General features: G+C 39.7%; 18 protein-coding genes. 14 read left to right on the forward strand and 4 right to left on the reverse strand.

Annotated elements, in window-relative coordinates; all coding sequences use genetic code 11:
- The first annotated feature begins 36 nt into the window (after positions 1-36).
- The 3 genes from LGB01_05840 to LGB01_05850 all read left to right on the forward strand — a co-directional run bounded on the left by LGB01_05840 (position 37) and on the right by LGB01_05850 (position 3,158).
- On the forward strand, positions 37-1,938 hold the full coding sequence (locus LGB01_05840) for an NAD(+) synthase (protein ID MCB4753721.1): 1,902 nt from the start codon (positions 37-39) through the stop codon (positions 1,936-1,938).
- Between the two features lie 138 nt (positions 1,939-2,076).
- Positions 2,077-2,691 carry a DUF302 domain-containing protein gene (locus LGB01_05845; GenBank protein ID MCB4753722.1) on the forward strand — a complete coding sequence of 205 codons (615 nt, stop codon included), beginning with the start codon at positions 2,077-2,079 and terminating at the stop codon, positions 2,689-2,691.
- Between the two features lie 248 nt (positions 2,692-2,939).
- Positions 2,940-3,158, forward strand: a complete 219-nt coding sequence (locus LGB01_05850) for a cold-shock protein (GenBank protein ID MCB4753723.1) — start codon at positions 2,940-2,942, stop codon at positions 3,156-3,158.
- Positions 3,159-3,241: 83 nt separating this feature from the next.
- Here the strand turns inward: LGB01_05850 and LGB01_05855 are convergent, their stop codons facing one another.
- Positions 3,242-3,601, reverse strand: coding sequence for a cytochrome c (locus tag LGB01_05855; protein MCB4753724.1), 360 nt, complete (start codon positions 3,599-3,601; stop codon positions 3,242-3,244).
- 84 nt (positions 3,602-3,685) lie between these two features.
- Between LGB01_05855 and folD the strand changes: the two genes are divergently transcribed.
- The 10 genes from folD to LGB01_05905 all read left to right on the forward strand — a co-directional run bounded on the left by folD (position 3,686) and on the right by LGB01_05905 (position 12,662).
- On the forward strand, positions 3,686-4,534 hold the full coding sequence (gene folD, locus LGB01_05860) for a bifunctional methylenetetrahydrofolate dehydrogenase/methenyltetrahydrofolate cyclohydrolase FolD (protein MCB4753725.1): 849 nt from the start codon (positions 3,686-3,688) through the stop codon (positions 4,532-4,534).
- Positions 4,531-5,502 carry a signal peptidase I gene (gene lepB / locus LGB01_05865; protein MCB4753726.1) on the forward strand — a complete coding sequence of 324 codons (972 nt, stop codon included), beginning with the start codon at positions 4,531-4,533 and terminating at the stop codon, positions 5,500-5,502. Before folD ends, lepB begins: the two co-directional genes overlap by 4 nt.
- A gap of 46 nt (positions 5,503-5,548) precedes the next feature.
- Positions 5,549-6,016: a ribose 5-phosphate isomerase B gene (gene rpiB / locus LGB01_05870; protein MCB4753727.1), complete on the forward strand. Its 468-nt coding sequence runs from the start codon at positions 5,549-5,551 to the stop codon at positions 6,014-6,016.
- A 46-nt stretch (positions 6,017-6,062) separates the two neighbouring features.
- Positions 6,063-6,605, forward strand: coding sequence for an adenine phosphoribosyltransferase (locus LGB01_05875; GenBank protein ID MCB4753728.1), 543 nt, complete (start codon positions 6,063-6,065; stop codon positions 6,603-6,605).
- A gap of 58 nt (positions 6,606-6,663) precedes the next feature.
- Complete coding sequence (gene trpB / locus LGB01_05880; protein MCB4753729.1) at positions 6,664-7,890, forward strand: tryptophan synthase subunit beta; 1,227 nt, start codon at positions 6,664-6,666, stop codon at positions 7,888-7,890.
- A gap of 306 nt (positions 7,891-8,196) precedes the next feature.
- Positions 8,197-9,669: a leucyl aminopeptidase gene (locus LGB01_05885; GenBank protein ID MCB4753730.1), complete on the forward strand. Its 1,473-nt coding sequence runs from the start codon at positions 8,197-8,199 to the stop codon at positions 9,667-9,669.
- 111 nt (positions 9,670-9,780) lie between these two features.
- Complete coding sequence (gene ychF / locus LGB01_05890; protein ID MCB4753731.1) at positions 9,781-10,884, forward strand: redox-regulated ATPase YchF; 1,104 nt, start codon at positions 9,781-9,783, stop codon at positions 10,882-10,884.
- A gap of 37 nt (positions 10,885-10,921) precedes the next feature.
- Entirely contained in the window at positions 10,922-11,386 is a 465-nt protein-coding gene (locus tag LGB01_05895) for a DUF302 domain-containing protein (protein MCB4753732.1), read from the forward strand.
- 21 nt (positions 11,387-11,407) lie between these two features.
- Positions 11,408-12,019, forward strand: a complete 612-nt coding sequence (locus tag LGB01_05900) for a YceI family protein (protein ID MCB4753733.1) — start codon at positions 11,408-11,410, stop codon at positions 12,017-12,019.
- Positions 12,020-12,209: 190 nt separating this feature from the next.
- Entirely contained in the window at positions 12,210-12,662 is a 453-nt protein-coding gene (locus LGB01_05905; GenBank protein MCB4753734.1) for a phosphoribosyltransferase domain-containing protein, read from the forward strand.
- Between the two features lie 25 nt (positions 12,663-12,687).
- Here LGB01_05905 and LGB01_05910 read toward each other — a convergent pair whose 3' ends face one another.
- Together LGB01_05910 and LGB01_05915 are read right to left on the reverse strand one after the other, a co-directional pair.
- Complete coding sequence (locus LGB01_05910) at positions 12,688-13,791, reverse strand: OmpA family protein (GenBank protein MCB4753735.1); 1,104 nt, start codon at positions 13,789-13,791, stop codon at positions 12,688-12,690.
- 2 nt (positions 13,792-13,793) lie between these two features.
- Positions 13,794-14,912: a MotA/TolQ/ExbB proton channel family protein gene (locus LGB01_05915; protein MCB4753736.1), complete on the reverse strand. Its 1,119-nt coding sequence runs from the start codon at positions 14,910-14,912 to the stop codon at positions 13,794-13,796.
- 193 nt (positions 14,913-15,105) lie between these two features.
- On the opposite strand from LGB01_05915, the gene recO reads away from it, so the two are divergent.
- On the forward strand, positions 15,106-15,711 hold the full coding sequence (recO, locus tag LGB01_05920) for a recombination protein RecO (protein ID MCB4753737.1): 606 nt from the start codon (positions 15,106-15,108) through the stop codon (positions 15,709-15,711).
- An 8-nt stretch (positions 15,712-15,719) separates the two neighbouring features.
- Here recO and LGB01_05925 read toward each other — a convergent pair whose 3' ends face one another.
- Entirely contained in the window at positions 15,720-16,064 is a 345-nt protein-coding gene (locus LGB01_05925) for a PhnA domain-containing protein (GenBank protein ID MCB4753738.1), read from the reverse strand.
- Positions 16,065-16,175: the final 111 nt, after the last annotated feature.

A 16,175-nucleotide genomic window follows, 5' to 3' on the forward strand; every position in this document is an offset into this window, starting at 1 on the left:
TATATAAAGACCTTATACTATAAAGGAATAGAGAAGATGTATGGATATTACCGTGTTGCTGCTGCTGTCAATAAAACCATCGTTGCCAACCCGAAGCAAAATGCCAAAGAGGTGTTTGTGCTCATGAAAGAGGCACACGATCAAAAGATTGGTGTTGTTGTATTTCCGGAGTTAACACTTACAGGATACACTGCTAGCGATCTTTTTCTTAACCAAACACTTCTTGTTGCTCAAAACAATTCATTTAAAAAACTTCTTAAAAAGACACGCTTCATTGATACGGTAGCCATTGTTGGTATTGCGATCATGAAGGCAGACAGACTCTACAACTGTGCAGCAATCATACAAAATGGCAAAATACTCGGTCTTGTGCCTAAATCCTACTTACCAAACAAAAAAGAGTTCTATGAAAAACGGCAGTTTGTCAGTGGTCGCAATATTGTCTGTACAACAACGGAGCTATTTGGAGACGAAGTACCTTTTGGGGTAGACTTACTCTTTGGTGATGGTATCAATATGACCTTTGGTGTAGAGATATGTGAAGACCTTTGGACCATTACTCCACCAAGTAACCGTATGGCAAGCAGTGGTGCAAATCTACTCTTCAACCTCTCAGCAAGCAATGAGATTATTGGTAAGCATGCATACCGTGAAGAGTTGGTGCGAACCCAAAGTGCACGCTGTATGGCAGCTTATGTCTATAGTTCTTCAGGGGTTGGAGAGAGCACAACAGATACTATCTACAGTGGCCATGCAATCATTGCCGAATATGGCACTACCCTGTCACAAAACAAGCGCTTTAGCCTAAAAAGCCATCTCATTTCATCTGATGTTGATTTGGAAAAATTACGCTGGCTACGGCTAAATGAGAGCAGCTACAGTGATGAGGAGTGCAAAAAAGCCAGAACCATTAAGTTGGGTACACTGCCTCCAATAGATACTTTGCAACGCAATATCGACCCTCACCCATTTGTTCCTCCTACTTTTGCAGACACAGAGATGCGGTGCGAAGAGATTATCCATATTCAAGCACATGGACTCATCAAGCGTATGCAACATACCCATATACACAAAGCAGTTATTGGTATCAGTGGTGGTCTAGATTCTACCCTTGCCCTGCTCTCAACACATTATGCATTTCAATTGATGGGTTGGAAAAGCAGTGATATCATTGCCGTAACCATGCCCGGATTTGGTACGACCAGCCGTACCAAATCTAATGCCTCAAAGCTCTGCAAGGCGTTAAAGGTTACACTCAAAGAGATAGATATCAATAATCTCTCTTTAAAAGAGTTTGAAGCCATAGAGCACGACCCCAGTGAACACACCACTACCTATGAGAATGTTCAGGCACGTGTGCGCACCTCTATTCTTATGAATATGGCAAACAAAGAGAGTGGGCTGGTTGTTGGTACAGGAGATCTTAGTGAAATTGCTTTGGGATGGAGTACCTATAATGGTGATCATATAAGCATGTATGGACTCAACAGTGGTATTCCCAAGACACTTATTAAATATATTATTAAATATTACAAAAAAAATAACGCAATAGCTCCCATTATAGATGATATTCTCAATACTCCCATCAGTCCAGAGCTTCTGCCACACAGAGACAATAAGATTGCACAAGAAACTGAAGAGATTGTAGGACCATATGAGCTACATGACTTCTTTTTGTATCACTTTATTAAATATGGTGCCACACCACAAAAAATATGCTATCTAGCCACCCTCGCATTTGATGGGACATACAGTAAAGAGACCATTATAAAATGGCTTAAAACCTTCTTGGAACGCTTCTTTTCACAACAGTTCAAGCGAAGCTGTATGCCCGATGGACCTAAAGTAGGAACAGTCTCTCTAAGTCCACGCACTGACTGGCGTATGGCAAGCGATGCAGATGTGCAAGCATGGATAGTTTCTCTTGATAAGGTATAAGCTATATCTATCAGCCCTTTCACTGTTTTTTAATAGAATTTATTAAAAAAATATAATATCTTTATCTTTTATTTAAATTAAGGTAGATATAATCCCACTACTCTATGACTAAATAGACTACATTCAAAGGAGCTTAAAATGGTGGAATTATTCAAAAAATTTTTAACAGTAGTTGGTGCGATTATTGTCTTCGGATTTGCTTTTGCTTTTGTAAAGTTTGATCTTGGTACACGCATTGAACAGGTTATGAAACTCGACCCTCAAGCACTGCCTGAGTATATGAAGATGTTCGATATAGTCCTCAGTACTGGTGACCCTGCCAAGGGAATGGTTAAACGTGTGAAAATGAGAATTCCCAAAGGAATGAGTAAGGCTGAAGCATTTAAAAGTGCAATTGAGGTAATGGATGAAGTTGCTTCAGAACATGGACTCGCAATGGTTGACAGCAAAACCATGCCAAGAGAGGGAAAACTCTTTAGAAATGGTGGAATATTAACCCATATCCGTTCATACTGTTCTCCAGCCATTGCAGACAGATTCCTCTCTTTCTCTCCTTATTTTATTGGTTTTATGCCATGCCGTATTGGAATTGTAGAAGAGCTAAATGGCGATATCTATCTCTATACAATGGGCCTGGAACTCATGATCAATGGTGGTCAAACTCTTCCCAAAGAGATGCTTGAGCTTGCGAATGAGGTACGTGAAGGTATGTACGCTATGCTTGAAGCAGGTGCAAATTTCGACGAATACTAAGTCTCTCTTTTGAGGGGCTTATTTTTTAACTCTCTACCCTTATTTACACACCCAAATAAAAATATTTTCGTTTTTTTTAGTAAATTAATGTAAATCCTAAAAAAAATTGCTATAATGACGGCAATGGAAGGTGAGGATCGAGTTCATCTTTTGAGTGTTATGTGCGTGTTATAAACCCTGCAAGACCACCGAAAGACTCTCTATTTAAATGTTTTCATAAATTTAAATTACATAAAAGGTATATAAAAATGGCAGAACTAGTAAATGGAACCGTTAAATGGTTCAATGATGAAAAAGGTTATGGATTTATTCAGCAAGAAAATGGTGGAAGTGATGTATTTGTACACTTTCGTCAAGTTAACAACCCTGAAGGTGGTCGTGTAACACTTGCAGAAGGTCAAGCTGTTACATTCGAAATTGGTGAAGGTCAAAAAGGTCCACAAGCTGAGAATGTTACGGCAGTATAGTCACTTTTGGTACAAGCCTCTAGGACTTGTACCATCTTTCTTTTAATTTTCCCCTAACTTAAAATAACTATCTATTCAAATTTTTACCTTCTGTTACGATGCGTGTAGATATAAGTTGCATTTTTCTTCTGCAAATAATCGTAAATTACTTTAACCTCCTCATCGGTTAGGTAGTAGTGCGGCATCACTGGATGATAAATATTAACACTGGTTATCATCTGTTTCAAGGTATTTAAGCGTATATCGGGTCCTTTTAGTGCTTTTTTTCCATCAGTATCCCAAAACGAAACAATCACTTTTCCTTCACCACTTTTTCCATGACACTGTGCGCAACTAACACCACGTGGGTTATTGTAGAGCATTTGACCATACTCATAGTGTGATATAAAATCCTCTTCGGCTAACAACAATAACGGTAGTACTAAAAAAATATACTTCAACATATGATGTAACTCTTTACGGGAAAAATACCCTAAACTAATTTGGCTATAATACTACCCTAAAAATCATTAACAAGGTCATACTCTATGCAACTGATCGATGGTAAAGCACTCGCACAAAAAGTACAAGAGTCTATCGCCAAAGAGGTAGAGCATCTGAAACAGGAAAAGAACATTGTTCCTGGTCTAGCTGTTATTCTTATTGGTGATGACCCTGCAAGTCATGCCTATGTCAACATGAAGGCAAAAGCGTGTGAAAAAGCAGGTTTCTACTCCATTACCCATAATATGCCTGATACAATTGGCCAAGATGAAATCATTGCTACCATTAAGATGATTAATGCCAATCCGCGTATCGATGGCATATTAGTACAACTTCCACTTCCAAAACATATCGATACATATAAAATTCTTGAGGTTATTGACCCTCAAAAAGATGTTGATGGTTTCCATGCCTGTAATGTTGGTCGCCTTATAACAGGACTAGAGAGTTTTGTACCATGTACACCACTAGGTGTTATGAAAATGTTTAAAGAGTACAACATCAGCCTTGAGGGTAAAAATATCTGTGTGGTTGGTGCAAGCAATATTGTTGGCAAACCTATGGCTTCATTGCTACTCAATGCCAATGCCACTGTTACAATTACACACATTTTCACCAAAGATCTTAAAGCACACACCAGTCAAGCAGATATTGTTGTCATAGGTGCAGGCGTGCCAGGTCTCATTAAAGAAGATATGATCAAGGAGGGTGCTATTGTTATTGATATTGGTATCAATAGACTAGAGAATGGAAAACTGGTTGGAGATGTAGACTTTGAGCCAGTCTCCAAAAAATGCTCCTATATCACTCCTGTTCCTGGTGGTGTCGGTCCCATGACCATCGCTATGCTGCTTTCCAATACACTTAAGTCTGCAAAGGCACGTACCCTATGAATAATTTTATTAAAAAACTCTATGCTTTTACCTCCTCCTGGACAGGTACCATAATCATTGTACTTTTCCTTAATTTTTTTATTATACAGTCATTTGTTATTCCTAGTGGCTCAATGAAGCGTACAGAACTAATAGGAGATTTTCTTTTTGTTAAAAAATTCTCCTATGGTATTCCTATCCCACATCTACCATGGTTGGAAATTCCTATATTGCCAGACTTTAATAAAAACGGTCATCTCATAGAGGGATCACGTCCCAAAAGAGAAGATATTGTTGTCTTCCGCTATCCTAAGAACAAAAAAATACATTATGTCAAGCGTTGTGTTGCTGTTGGCGGCGATGAGATTCTCTATGCAAATAAAAAACTACTAATCCATTTTCATGAGGGTGATGACTATATTCGTAAATACTACTCTACAAAGAAAATCAAGAAACTTCAAGATAAACTTTGGGTAGAAAATCCCTATATGGAGAAGTATCCTGGTATTCAGTATGCACCAGAAGGAATGAATATCTTTGAGGCTCTACTTAATTACTATGTGTATCATGAAAAGATTGATGTAAGGCCGGTCATGGTAGACGGGTTTGATGTGCCAACTTATAAACTTAAAAATCGTACAATCAATGCATTTTATGCCAAGGTACCTAAAGATCACTTCTACATGATTGGAGATAACCGCGACAACTCCAATGACAGTCGTTTTTGGGGGCCCGTACCCTACTCTTTTGTTGTCGGAACACCGTGGTGTATCTGGACAAGTATTGAGTACCGTTCCTATGATGCAGTGCTTAATGGCGATAAATTTGGAAGTGGACAAGATCATGCTGGACTGAAGCGTATCTGTGGTGATACTCCCATTGACTCCGAAGCTTGTGAAAAACTTTGGAACAGACAACGCTATACGGTTCGGTGGGGGCGCGTAGGTAGACGCATTAAAACTCTTGAAAGAGAACAGCCTATTCAATGAACAGAGTCGACACTATTGGACTCTTAATATCCTAGAAAGGAATCTTGTGGAAAAAAAACATTTTTATATTGCGACTGATCATGCTGGTTACAGCATTAAGGCCTACATCAAAGAGGTTGTCACTGACCTTGGTCATACAATCACTGATCTTGGTCCTGATAATGCTGACCGTGTTGACTACCCAGACTATGCACACAAGTGTGCGCATGCTGTACTTGAAAATAAAGGAAGTTTTGGCATTCTTGTTTGTGGCACGGGTATTGGTATCTCCATGGCTGCCAATAAAATAGTGGGTATCCGTGCGGCACTCTGCCACGACCACTACACTGCCAAACTAGCTCGCCAACACAATGATGCAAATATTCTCTGTTTTGGAGAACGCGTGGCAGGCAAAGGGGTTGTTGAAGATATAATCAAAGCCTTTTCAGAAGCAGAGTTTGAAGGGGGTCGCCATGCGGAACGCATCGCAAAGATAGAAGCAGAGATACTCAACTTTAATAGTCATTCAAAATAGAAGGAAATATCAACATTATTTCAATCTACAACAAGGAACATACCTTATGACACTCAATCCTGAAGAGAAAAAAATTATTATTGAAAGTATTCGTGACATTCCAGATTTCCCTAAGAGTGGTATTGTCTTTAAAGACATGACCACCCTACTGAATAATCCAATAGCTTATAAAACTTTAATGGATCACCTTGAAGCACGCTATAGAAGCTATAATCTTGATTATATTGCTGGCATTGATGCACGTGGATTTATTTTTGGTGCGGCACTAGCAGATAGGTTAAATATTGGCTTTGTACCTGTCCGAAAAAAAGGTAAGCTCCCCTATACTACCATTTCAGAAAAATACCTATTAGAGTATGGCTTTGACGAAGTGGAGATACATATCGATGCTTTTAATAAAAATAAAGAGGCAAAAGTACTTCTTGTTGACGATCTTATTGCTACTGGTGGTACTGCTAAAGCAGTAACCAGTCTTATCCATAAAGTAGGTGCACAGTGTGTCGAAGCCTGCTTCATTTTGGAGTTAGCATTTCTTAAAGGTCGAGAGAAATTTTCTATGCCAGTCTACTCTGTACTGCAGGTAGATTAGGGCTACCCTTAACGACGCATTAGGTATAATCTTTACAATATTTTATGAGGAAAGTCCAATGGATTTACACCAATCACTTTATATTCCAAAACCCAGTCCATTTGACCCTGATAGTCATGGTCATTTTGGTAAGTTTGGTGGTCGTTTTGTACCCGAAACCCTCATGCCTGCTCTTGAACAGCTTCGAAAAGACTATGAAACAGTACGTTTTAGTGAAGATTTTTGGAGAGAAGTTGACTACTACTATAAGCACTATGTTGGACGCCCTTCTTCACTCTATCATGCAGCAAATATCTCTCAAGAAATTGGAGCAAAGATTTACCTTAAGCGTGAAGACCTTAACCATACGGGTGCACATAAAATCAATCACTGTATTGCTCAAGCGGTATTGGCAAAGCGTCTAGGCAAGAAAAAGATTATTGCAGAAACCGGTGCAGGACAACATGGGGTTGCCACCGCAACTGTTGCAGCACTCTTTGGGCTAGAGTGTGAAGTATTTATGGGTGCCAAAGATGTGGCTCGCCAAGAGCTCAATGTCTTTCGCATGAAGCTGCTCGGTGCGAAGGTACATGCCGTAGAGAGCGGTTCCAAGACCCTCAAAGATGCCATGAACGATGCCATACGTCACTGGGTAACGCATGCGCGTGATACCTACTATCTCATCGGTACCGTTGCAGGGCCTCACCCCTACCCTATGATGGTGCGTGACATTCAGAGCATCATCGGATGGGAAGCGAAACAGCAGCTTCAGGAGGTTGAAGGCACCCTGCCCGACAAGGTCATTGCCTGTATCGGTGGTGGTTCCAATGCACTGGGTATTTTTAACCACTTCCTCAAAGAGAAAAGTGTTGAATGCATTGGAATCGAAGCAGGCGGTGAAGGGCTTGAGCATAAACATGGTTGCTCACTCGAAAAAGGAAGCCCTGGTGTATTGCATGGGCAACTTAGCTATCTACTTCAAGATGAGGATGGGCAGATACAGGAGGCACACTCCATCTCCGCAGGACTCGACTACCCTGGTATTGGGCCCGAGCACGCCTACCTCAAAGATAATGGTATCGTTACCTACGATCACATTACTGACGATGAAGCAATGGAAGCATTTGTCTGGCTAAGCCAGAAAGAGGGGATTATCCCGGCATTTGAAAGTTCCCATGCTATTGCCTATCTCAAGAAGATGAAGCCTGAAGAGATCAAAGGCAAAACGATCCTCGTCAACCTTTCAGGGCGTGGCGACAAAGATATGATGCAGGCGAAGGATATTTTGGCGGAGCAGTTTGTATAACGGTATTCAATTATGTTCCCCAGTTTTCTCATGGGAAAAATCTCAGAAAATCTTTCTAAGAGAAAATACTTTTCTTGTTTAGATGATGGTTGTTCTTTTCTTTGCTCCGACAAGCCAATATGCAATAGCAAGACCGACAATCACAGCAGTTATAATGAGAAGTTCTTCTCCTTTTTCTAAAGAGAGCGAATAGATCAGTACTTTATAAGCACAGTAACCTTAAGTCCCATGACGGTAGTACATTTCTTACTAATATTTGGCTATACTCTCCATTATCATAAAAAACCATTAGAAGGACTACAAACCATGAATTTCAATATCACCACCACTCCCCTCAAAGAGATTAATGCCGACATTGAAATTGTCATTGTCATTGACAAAAATCTCAAACACAAAACCGTCAAGGACAGAAAACTGCTGAAAAAAGCAGACTTCTCCGGTGTACAGAACGAGATCTGCCATCTCATTGGCAAGAAGCGCATCTATGTAGGTGCCGACAACCTTAAAGGGGAAGCCATACGTCCTGCAGTAGCGACTGCTATCCGTTCGCTCAACGGAAAAAAAGGCTACAAAACCCTCAAGATCGCTACCTATCTCAGCCATCCACGCTGTTCTGCCTCCATCAGGGCAATGGTAGAAGGGCTGGTGCTGGGAAGCTACACCTTCACCAAATACAAAAGCAAAAAAGCCAAGAACCCTATCAAAACTGTAGAGATTTCTCTTGAGGGCTACGAACCACATGAAATTAGCATGGAGGTTGCTACACGTGCGGTACACAATGGAGAGATTACCGGAAGTGCCACCAACTACACTCGCAACATCGTCAATACACCACCTGATGATTTTTACCCAAACAGCATGGCCAAAAAAGCAAAAAATCTGGAAGAAAAACTAGGGCTTGGTTGTGAAATACTTAGCATCAAAGAGCTTCAAAAAGAGAAGATGCATGCCCTTCTTGCTGTTGCACGTGCTTCACGCCATAAGCCTTGTGTCATTCATCTGAGTCACAAACCAAAAGATGCTAAAAAAGTTATTACTCTTGTAGGAAAAGGACTTACATATGACTCTGGTGGACTTAGCCTCAAACCCAGTGATTATATGGTCACCATGAAGGCAGACAAGTCTGGAGCATCCACAGTCATTGGGATAATGAAAGCGGTTGCCGAAATGAACTTGCCTATTGAGGTGCATGGTTTTTTAGGCATGGTTGAGAACATGATAGGTGGCAACGCCTATAAACCTGACGATATACTCAGAGCCAAAAATGGCAAAACGATTGAAGTGCGTAATACAGATGCCGAGGGTCGTCTCGTGCTTGCTGATGTACTTTGTTATGCACAGCAGGAGGTGAAAGCAGACTATCTTTTTGATTTTGCTACCCTTACTGGTGCTTGTGTGGTCGGTGTAGGACACTATACATCAGGAGTCATGGGCTTCTGTGACGACCTCAAAAGCATGGTCAAGCAGCAGGCGAAGATAGCCGGAGAGCTGGTCACACCGCTGGACTTCAACGACTACCTCAAGAAGACCATCAAAAGCGAGATCGCCGATGTGTGTAACATCTCTAACACCCGTTATGGGGGCGCCATTACTGCAGGACAGTTCCTTGGTGAGTTTATTGACGAAGAACACAAAGAGAAGTGGGCACATATTGATATTGCCGGTCCTGCATTTATTGAACATGTTTGGGGAGAAAACCCTAATGGGGCTTCTGGTGCAGGGGTACGTATGATGCTTAGGCTTATTGAGAGTCTATGTAGGGAAAAAAGTCACCAATAGGGTTAACATACCTATATTGTTAACTATGAAAATCAATAATACGTATTAAGCAACCATCATCTAACCAAGATTTTGATAGAATCACGGCATTATTGATTGAAGGAAAATATTATGGGATTAGGTATTGGACTCGTAGGTCTACCCAATGTTGGAAAATCGACTACATTTAACGCACTCACGAAAGCACAAAATGCAGAGAGTGCCAACTATCCTTTCTGTACCATCGAACCCAATAAGGCAGTGGTACCTGTGCCCGATAAACGTCTAGATGGGCTAGCAAAGATTGTTAATCCTGAAAAGATACAGTACTCCACACTTGATTTTGTTGATATTGCAGGGTTGGTTAAGGGAGCAAGCAAGGGCGAAGGTCTAGGAAATAAGTTTCTTAGCAATATCCGTGAAACAGAGGTAATTTTACAGATTGTCAGATGTTTCGAAGATGAAAATATCACTCATGTAGAAGGCTCTATTGATCCGGTACGAGATATTGAGATTATCGAAACAGAACTATTGCTTGCCGATATGGAAGCTTTGGAGAAGCGTATTGCATCACTGCAGAAGAAGACTAAAGGCAATGACAGAGAAGCAAAACTCCAAATGCCTATTGCTGAAGCACTACTCAAACATCTTGAAGAAGGTAACCCTGCTTCTACCTTTGAAGATCGCAACAATGAAGGATTTTTAACACTATTGCGTGACCTTAGATTACTGAGCAATAAAGAGATTATGTATGGTGCCAATGTAGATGAAGGGGGACTTGAGTCAGAAAATACATATGTTCAATCACTCAAAGTCTATGCCAAAAAACATAACCGTGAAGTCATTAAACTTTGTGCCAAGGTCGAAGAGGAGATGATTGATTTTGATGAAGAAGATAAAATAGAGATGCTCGAGTCTCTTGGTGTCAAAGAGTCAGGTCTTGAGCAAATTATTCGAAAAGGGTTTGAAAAGCTGGGACTCATGAGCTATTTTACCGCCGGCATTAAAGAGGTACGTGCTTGGACTATTCGCCAAGATACTACTGCACCTAAAGCCGCTGCAGTCATTCACAATGACTTTGAGAAAGGCTTCATTCGTGCTGAAGTAATAAGCTATGAGGATTTTATTGAATATGGTGGCGAACAGGGAGCCAAAGAGGTGGGAAAAATGCGTTTGGAAGGGAAAGAGTATATTGTGCAAGATGGTGATGTAATGCATTTCCGTTTCAATGTATAATTTTGATAAAGTTTAGCAGTACCCAGAAGGTGAAAAAATGAAAAAATGGCTACTACCCAGTATAGCAATACTGCTTATATTATTTGGTTGCGAAAATAGGCATGGTACATTCCTTGAAACAGTAGAATCAAACAGTGATGCACCCTCCTCTATCACAAGACTGGTAGAAGCACTTAAGGTCAAAGACCTAACACACTTTGCCACCATAGACCATAGTGCCAATGCCGAGAAGATTGGTATGTTGCTCAAGCCTGAAACTGTTGTTGTCTTTGGTAGTCCCAAAGTGGGTACCAAACTGATGGTATGTAATGCTTCTATGGGGCTAGATCTCCCGCTACGTATACTTTTTACTACAGACTATGAAGGTATAACGCATATCACCTACACCAATCCAGAATATTGGACCCTCAAACACAATATTAAAGATAAGGGTTGTTTGACTATCATTCAAAAGATGCATATCATGCTAAAACAGCTTGCAGGCAAGGCTGCAGGAAAATAATCCCAAGGAAAGGGTTCAACCATGAAAAAGCTGCTATTTGTCCTGATATCGACAGGAGCTATACTCTTGGCTAAAACAGGATGCACACTCGTACAGTCTGGAAAGCTTAATGTGCTTTGGGAAGCCTACAAAACCCCTAACAAGATTGGTGTCAAGGGCAAGATGACCTCTGTAGCATATATTCCCCATCAGAAAGAGGGAAAGAACTTCAAAGAACTCTTTGTTGGTTCAAAAGTAGCAATAGACACAACCAAAGTCGACAGTGGAAACAGTGTGCGTGACCAGAAGCTGGTAAAGTTCTTCTTCGCACAGATGAGTCAGCCGAAGATCACTGGGGAGATTCTCTCCATCAAAGCAAACCCATACACCAAAGGAAAGCCCAGAACAGGAAAGATGGAAGTTGCCTTCGCCATGAACAGTAAAACTGTCAAAACAGTCCTTGACTACCACTATGAGAAAGAGGAGTTCAAGGCACAGGGAAACATCGACCTACTCGATTTTGCTGCAGGACAAGCCCTTGCAAGTATCAACAAAGCCTGTTATGACCTGCACAAGGGAAAGACATGGAGTGATATTAGCATTGGCTTTATTACCCATATCAAAGCGACACTTTGTAACGTAGAAAAAAAGTAGCCCTCTTGTGTCTCCACTTACAAAGCATACACTTTGCTGCCCGAAGAGATACTTGAGGCATGCAAGACTTATAAAATATAGAGTGCAGGAATTACAAAAATTTTAAACACTCGTCCAATATCCTGCTCGTGGCATTTTTTAAGGGTCTTAAAGGATTCAATTATATGCCAAAAAAATAGAAGGAGATGCTATGGCCAACATCTACTACCCTTACAAGACATTTATCAAAGATGTCAAAGCACTTGTGAAACTAACAAAAGATTTCAAGCCAGATGGATTGCTTGGTATTGCACGTGGTGGATTGACACTGACCCATGCCTATGCGCAAGCAACAGAAAACCGTAATCTCTTCATTATCAACTCCATTCTCTATGATGGAGAGGTAAAACGCTCCCACCCAAAACTACTCAATCTTCCAGAGCTAGGGTGCTGCAAGCAGGTACTTATTCTTGATGATATTGTTGACAGCGGGGAGACACTCAAGGCGGTACTGAGAGTACTACAAGAACGCTACCCTGACATCGACTTCAAGAGCGTTGTACTCTTTAGTAAACCTAATGCACTCATCGAGCCAGATTACTTCTTGCATGAAACAAATGAGTGGATAGATTTCTTTTGGGAAAAAGATTTTATGGATAAATAGATACTCAGGGTATCTCTTTTGAAAACTATTCCGTATCAAGCACTTTCTCTATCTCTTGCATAGCATCCTCATTTTTGAGACGGAATTTAATCTCAATACGCCGTGAAGCCTTTTTGTCTTCTATGCCTTCGTGCATAATTCTATCCATATAAGAACGTCCCGAAGCACTTACAAGAGGCTTAAGGTCATACTTGTGAGCAAGAGGCAACATCATTAAATAGTTCATGACCGCCAATGCCCTCTTTTGTGAGAGATTAAGGTTATACAGATAGCCGCCATCGCTATCTGTATGTCCCTCGATAATAATCTTCTCCAAATAGGGTCTAATGCGATTGTCACTTACCAAGGTACCAATATACTCTTCAAATACCTTTTCAAGCTGCACTTTGGCAATCTCTTTAAGTTGCATACTTCCTTTATCAAAGAGGATATTCGATGCTAATTTCAAAGAACCACTCTTTTTATCAATATCTATCTTATTACCAAGTTCTGTTTTGAGTATTGCAATAATTTTGAGCTTAATGCCTGTAAGCGACTTAATCCTTGCCTTTTGTTTTTGTAGCTTGGCAATAAGTGTATCGTATTTTGTTTCTTTTTCATCAATAGCATTGAGTAGCTTGAGTAGTTTTATATTTTTCTCTTTAATCGTTTGATTCATATCACTGACTTGATCAGTCAACACCAATACTTTTCCTTCATAATCTTTCAAACTTTTTTGAAATGTGGCATTGGTTTCATTGAGTATTTGTTGCACAATAATAATCTGTTTACTCAATGTACTTTTTTGAGCATTGGCTTTAGCCAACATACGTGTCAACTTAGTAATTTCATCTTCTTTAAATTTGAGTGTCTTTATGCTGTTATCTAGCTTTAATCTCTTGAGTGTCAGCTCTTTCTCTATTTGGGAAAGAAGCTTTCTGCTCTTTTTAAGTGCAATCTCTTTATCTTGAAGGCTTATAGAGAGTTGCGTGAGACGATCTCCTTTTTTATGGAGATTATTCTTAAGAATACTTGACTTAGAGACAATTGCCCCTATAAGAAGAATAAAGACAAAGAGAAGCCCTGCCATTAAATCTGCATAAGAGATCCAAAAGTTGGTTCCGTTGTCAGTACTTTTATTTTTAAACATTATTACTGCTTCTCATTTTCTTCTTTGTGCTGATCTGATATCTTGGATATTTGAGTACTCTGTTCTGCAATCATGCGAGCAAAAGTAGTAAGTTTTTCTACGATCTGACTCACTTCATTATCTATTTTATCAAATGTATGTTCAACAGAACCGTCAAAATGCTTCATAGATTCTCGAATCTCTCTAGCATTTTCATTAAAGGTCTCGATATCATTTTTGATAGCATCTATTGTACCAACACCCTCTCTTCTGTCATATATTGACTCAAGTGTTTCACGAAGTTCTTGTGAAGCTACCTGCATATTCTTGGTAACCTGAGAAAACCCTTCGGTTGCATGGGTAACAATTGTCATAAAATTCTTGAGGTATTGGTCGTTCATTGTGTGAATAAAGTCTATATTGAATATCTCTTTAAGTGTCTGCACAACCTGCTGATCTTTTAGTTTGCTTTGCATATGCTCGTATTTAATTAGATCTACCTGTCTCCAAATACGTGTACGATAGCGCCTTTCAAGATTGTAAAGTTTTTTATCAATTTTTGTATTACCTCTTTTTTCAAAATAGGTCCAAATAAGTGAAAGTGTAATACCATAGATAGAAGCATAAAATGCCGTACCAATACCAGACAGCAGTACTGAAATTTCTCGATCGAGTGCATTGGTATCTTTTACAGTAAAATCTGGCATAGAGATGGCAATAGCAATAAAGGTTCCCAAAATACCAAGCATAGGGAAGATTGAAGTGGCAACACGTGCAAAATGATCATTCCGAATCTCTTTACAGTATGCTTCCATGAAGTCTTTCACATTCAAGGTTGACTTGGTCTCTCTCATAATAGTCAGCGCATTAGCATCCAGCTCCATTTTCAATCTATTCTCCATATGGGCAGAAGACCTATCTATATAGCAAGCAGTAAAAGTAGCATTGTGGCGTACAAAAAATGTAAATACTACAAGGATAAATGAGATAATAATAAGTGTATGTGATTCTACTTTCAGTGGAAACAGATTCATATATCCTGCTACAAGCACTAAAAGAAGGAATAACGGTATGATACTAATAGCAAGTACCTTGTCAGGACATGAAGGCTGAATAGGGTTGGTTTCTTTGATATTGGTCATGTAGGGATTCCTCCAATGAAGTCAATTTGATAATTATATCCAAACACTCTAATAATTATACCCAAACACTCTAAGTTTATAATCCATTCTTATTAATATTATCCTTATAGATATGTATACATAGTGATGTTTAACATTATTTCAATTATAATCAAAAAGAAAAAAGTGCGAAGGAGAGATCATCAAAGGGTTTATACTACAAGTTCGCAAGGCAAAAGATGAAGACTCTATCGTTCTGATTATCACCTGCAACCATATCCGTACTTACTATCGCTTTTATGGGGCAAGGCACTCCATCCTTCAGCTTGGCAACCTTGTTGACTTCGAAGTTGAAGGAGAAGATGGTCGTTTTCTGCCTAGACTACGTTCCCTTTCTCATATTGGGTTTCACTGGCAGTTTGACCATAACTACTTGATGCTTTGGCACAATTTTATTCAAAAATTTGAGTCCCACCTAAAGGATGCTGACGAACTTAATCCATTCTACTTTGACCTACTGCTTAATGCTGCCAAGCGCTGGGGAAAACAAAACCCCAAACGCATCATCTGTGAAAGCTATCTTAGTATACTACACCATGAAGGCAGACTCTATCCAAATGGGCATTGCTATATCTGTGAACAACCTATTAACGAAGAGATTGCTTTAATGCAGTCCTTTAAACCGGCACATCCTGGCTGTATCTACTCTCCTGCCCTACCAGCAAAAAAGATATTTGATTTTTTAAAGAGCAAAAAAAGTACTTTCCTAGAAGATAGTGAGGTAGAGGTTCTCTACAGCGTCATCATGAAAGGGTTTTAATAAAAAACCTATGCTTTCTTCACAAACTCTTGTTTGAGTTTAATCTGACCCACACCAGATACTTTGCAATCAATGTTGTGTCCATCATTACCTTCAACCAAACGAATACCCTTTATCTTGGTACCTACCTTAATGCCACTGCTGCTGCCCTTGACTTTAAGATCTTTAATAACAGTCACCGTATCACCGTCAGTAAGAATATTACCGTTGGCATCTTTAATAGTTAAGCTTGAATCCTCTTCGGTTATCGCATTTTTGCTCCATTCATGGGCACATTCTGGACAGATATAGAGATTGCCGTCTTCATAGGTATATTCGCTGTTACACTTTGGACAATTTGGTATATTTTCCACAGTTTTTCCTTTTTCATTTTATGGTGTATTTTACTCTTTTAAGTTAAAATTACACAATCAGATTGATGTAGTTAGGTTATAATATTTAAAAATATGGATATGGTTATTATT

Origin of the sequence: Sulfurovum sp. (genome assembly GCA_020525365.1) — a bacterium.
Classification (GTDB): domain Bacteria; phylum Campylobacterota; class Campylobacteria; order Campylobacterales; family Sulfurovaceae; genus Sulfurovum.

Coding starts and splice junctions, on each gene's coding strand:
- LGB01_05840 (MCB4753721.1), top strand. CDS start 37: ATGTATGGATATTACCGTGTTGCTGCTGCTGTCAATAAAACCATCGTT.
- LGB01_05845 (MCB4753722.1), top strand. CDS start 2,077: ATGGTGGAATTATTCAAAAAATTTTTAACAGTAGTTGGTGCGATTATT.
- LGB01_05850 (MCB4753723.1), top strand. CDS start 2,940: ATGGCAGAACTAGTAAATGGAACCGTTAAATGGTTCAATGATGAAAAA.
- LGB01_05855 (MCB4753724.1), bottom strand. CDS start 3,601: ATGTTGAAGTATATTTTTTTAGTACTACCGTTATTGTTGTTAGCCGAA.
- folD (MCB4753725.1), top strand. CDS start 3,686: ATGCAACTGATCGATGGTAAAGCACTCGCACAAAAAGTACAAGAGTCT.
- lepB (MCB4753726.1), top strand. CDS start 4,531: ATGAATAATTTTATTAAAAAACTCTATGCTTTTACCTCCTCCTGGACA.
- LGB01_05875 (MCB4753728.1), top strand. CDS start 6,063: ATGACACTCAATCCTGAAGAGAAAAAAATTATTATTGAAAGTATTCGT.
- trpB (MCB4753729.1), top strand. CDS start 6,664: ATGGATTTACACCAATCACTTTATATTCCAAAACCCAGTCCATTTGAC.
- LGB01_05885 (MCB4753730.1), top strand. CDS start 8,197: ATGAATTTCAATATCACCACCACTCCCCTCAAAGAGATTAATGCCGAC.
- ychF (MCB4753731.1), top strand. CDS start 9,781: ATGGGATTAGGTATTGGACTCGTAGGTCTACCCAATGTTGGAAAATCG.
- LGB01_05895 (MCB4753732.1), top strand. CDS start 10,922: ATGAAAAAATGGCTACTACCCAGTATAGCAATACTGCTTATATTATTT.
- LGB01_05900 (MCB4753733.1), top strand. CDS start 11,408: ATGAAAAAGCTGCTATTTGTCCTGATATCGACAGGAGCTATACTCTTG.
- LGB01_05905 (MCB4753734.1), top strand. CDS start 12,210: ATGGCCAACATCTACTACCCTTACAAGACATTTATCAAAGATGTCAAA.
- LGB01_05910 (MCB4753735.1), bottom strand. CDS start 13,791: ATGTTTAAAAATAAAAGTACTGACAACGGAACCAACTTTTGGATCTCT.
- LGB01_05915 (MCB4753736.1), bottom strand. CDS start 14,912: ATGACCAATATCAAAGAAACCAACCCTATTCAGCCTTCATGTCCTGAC.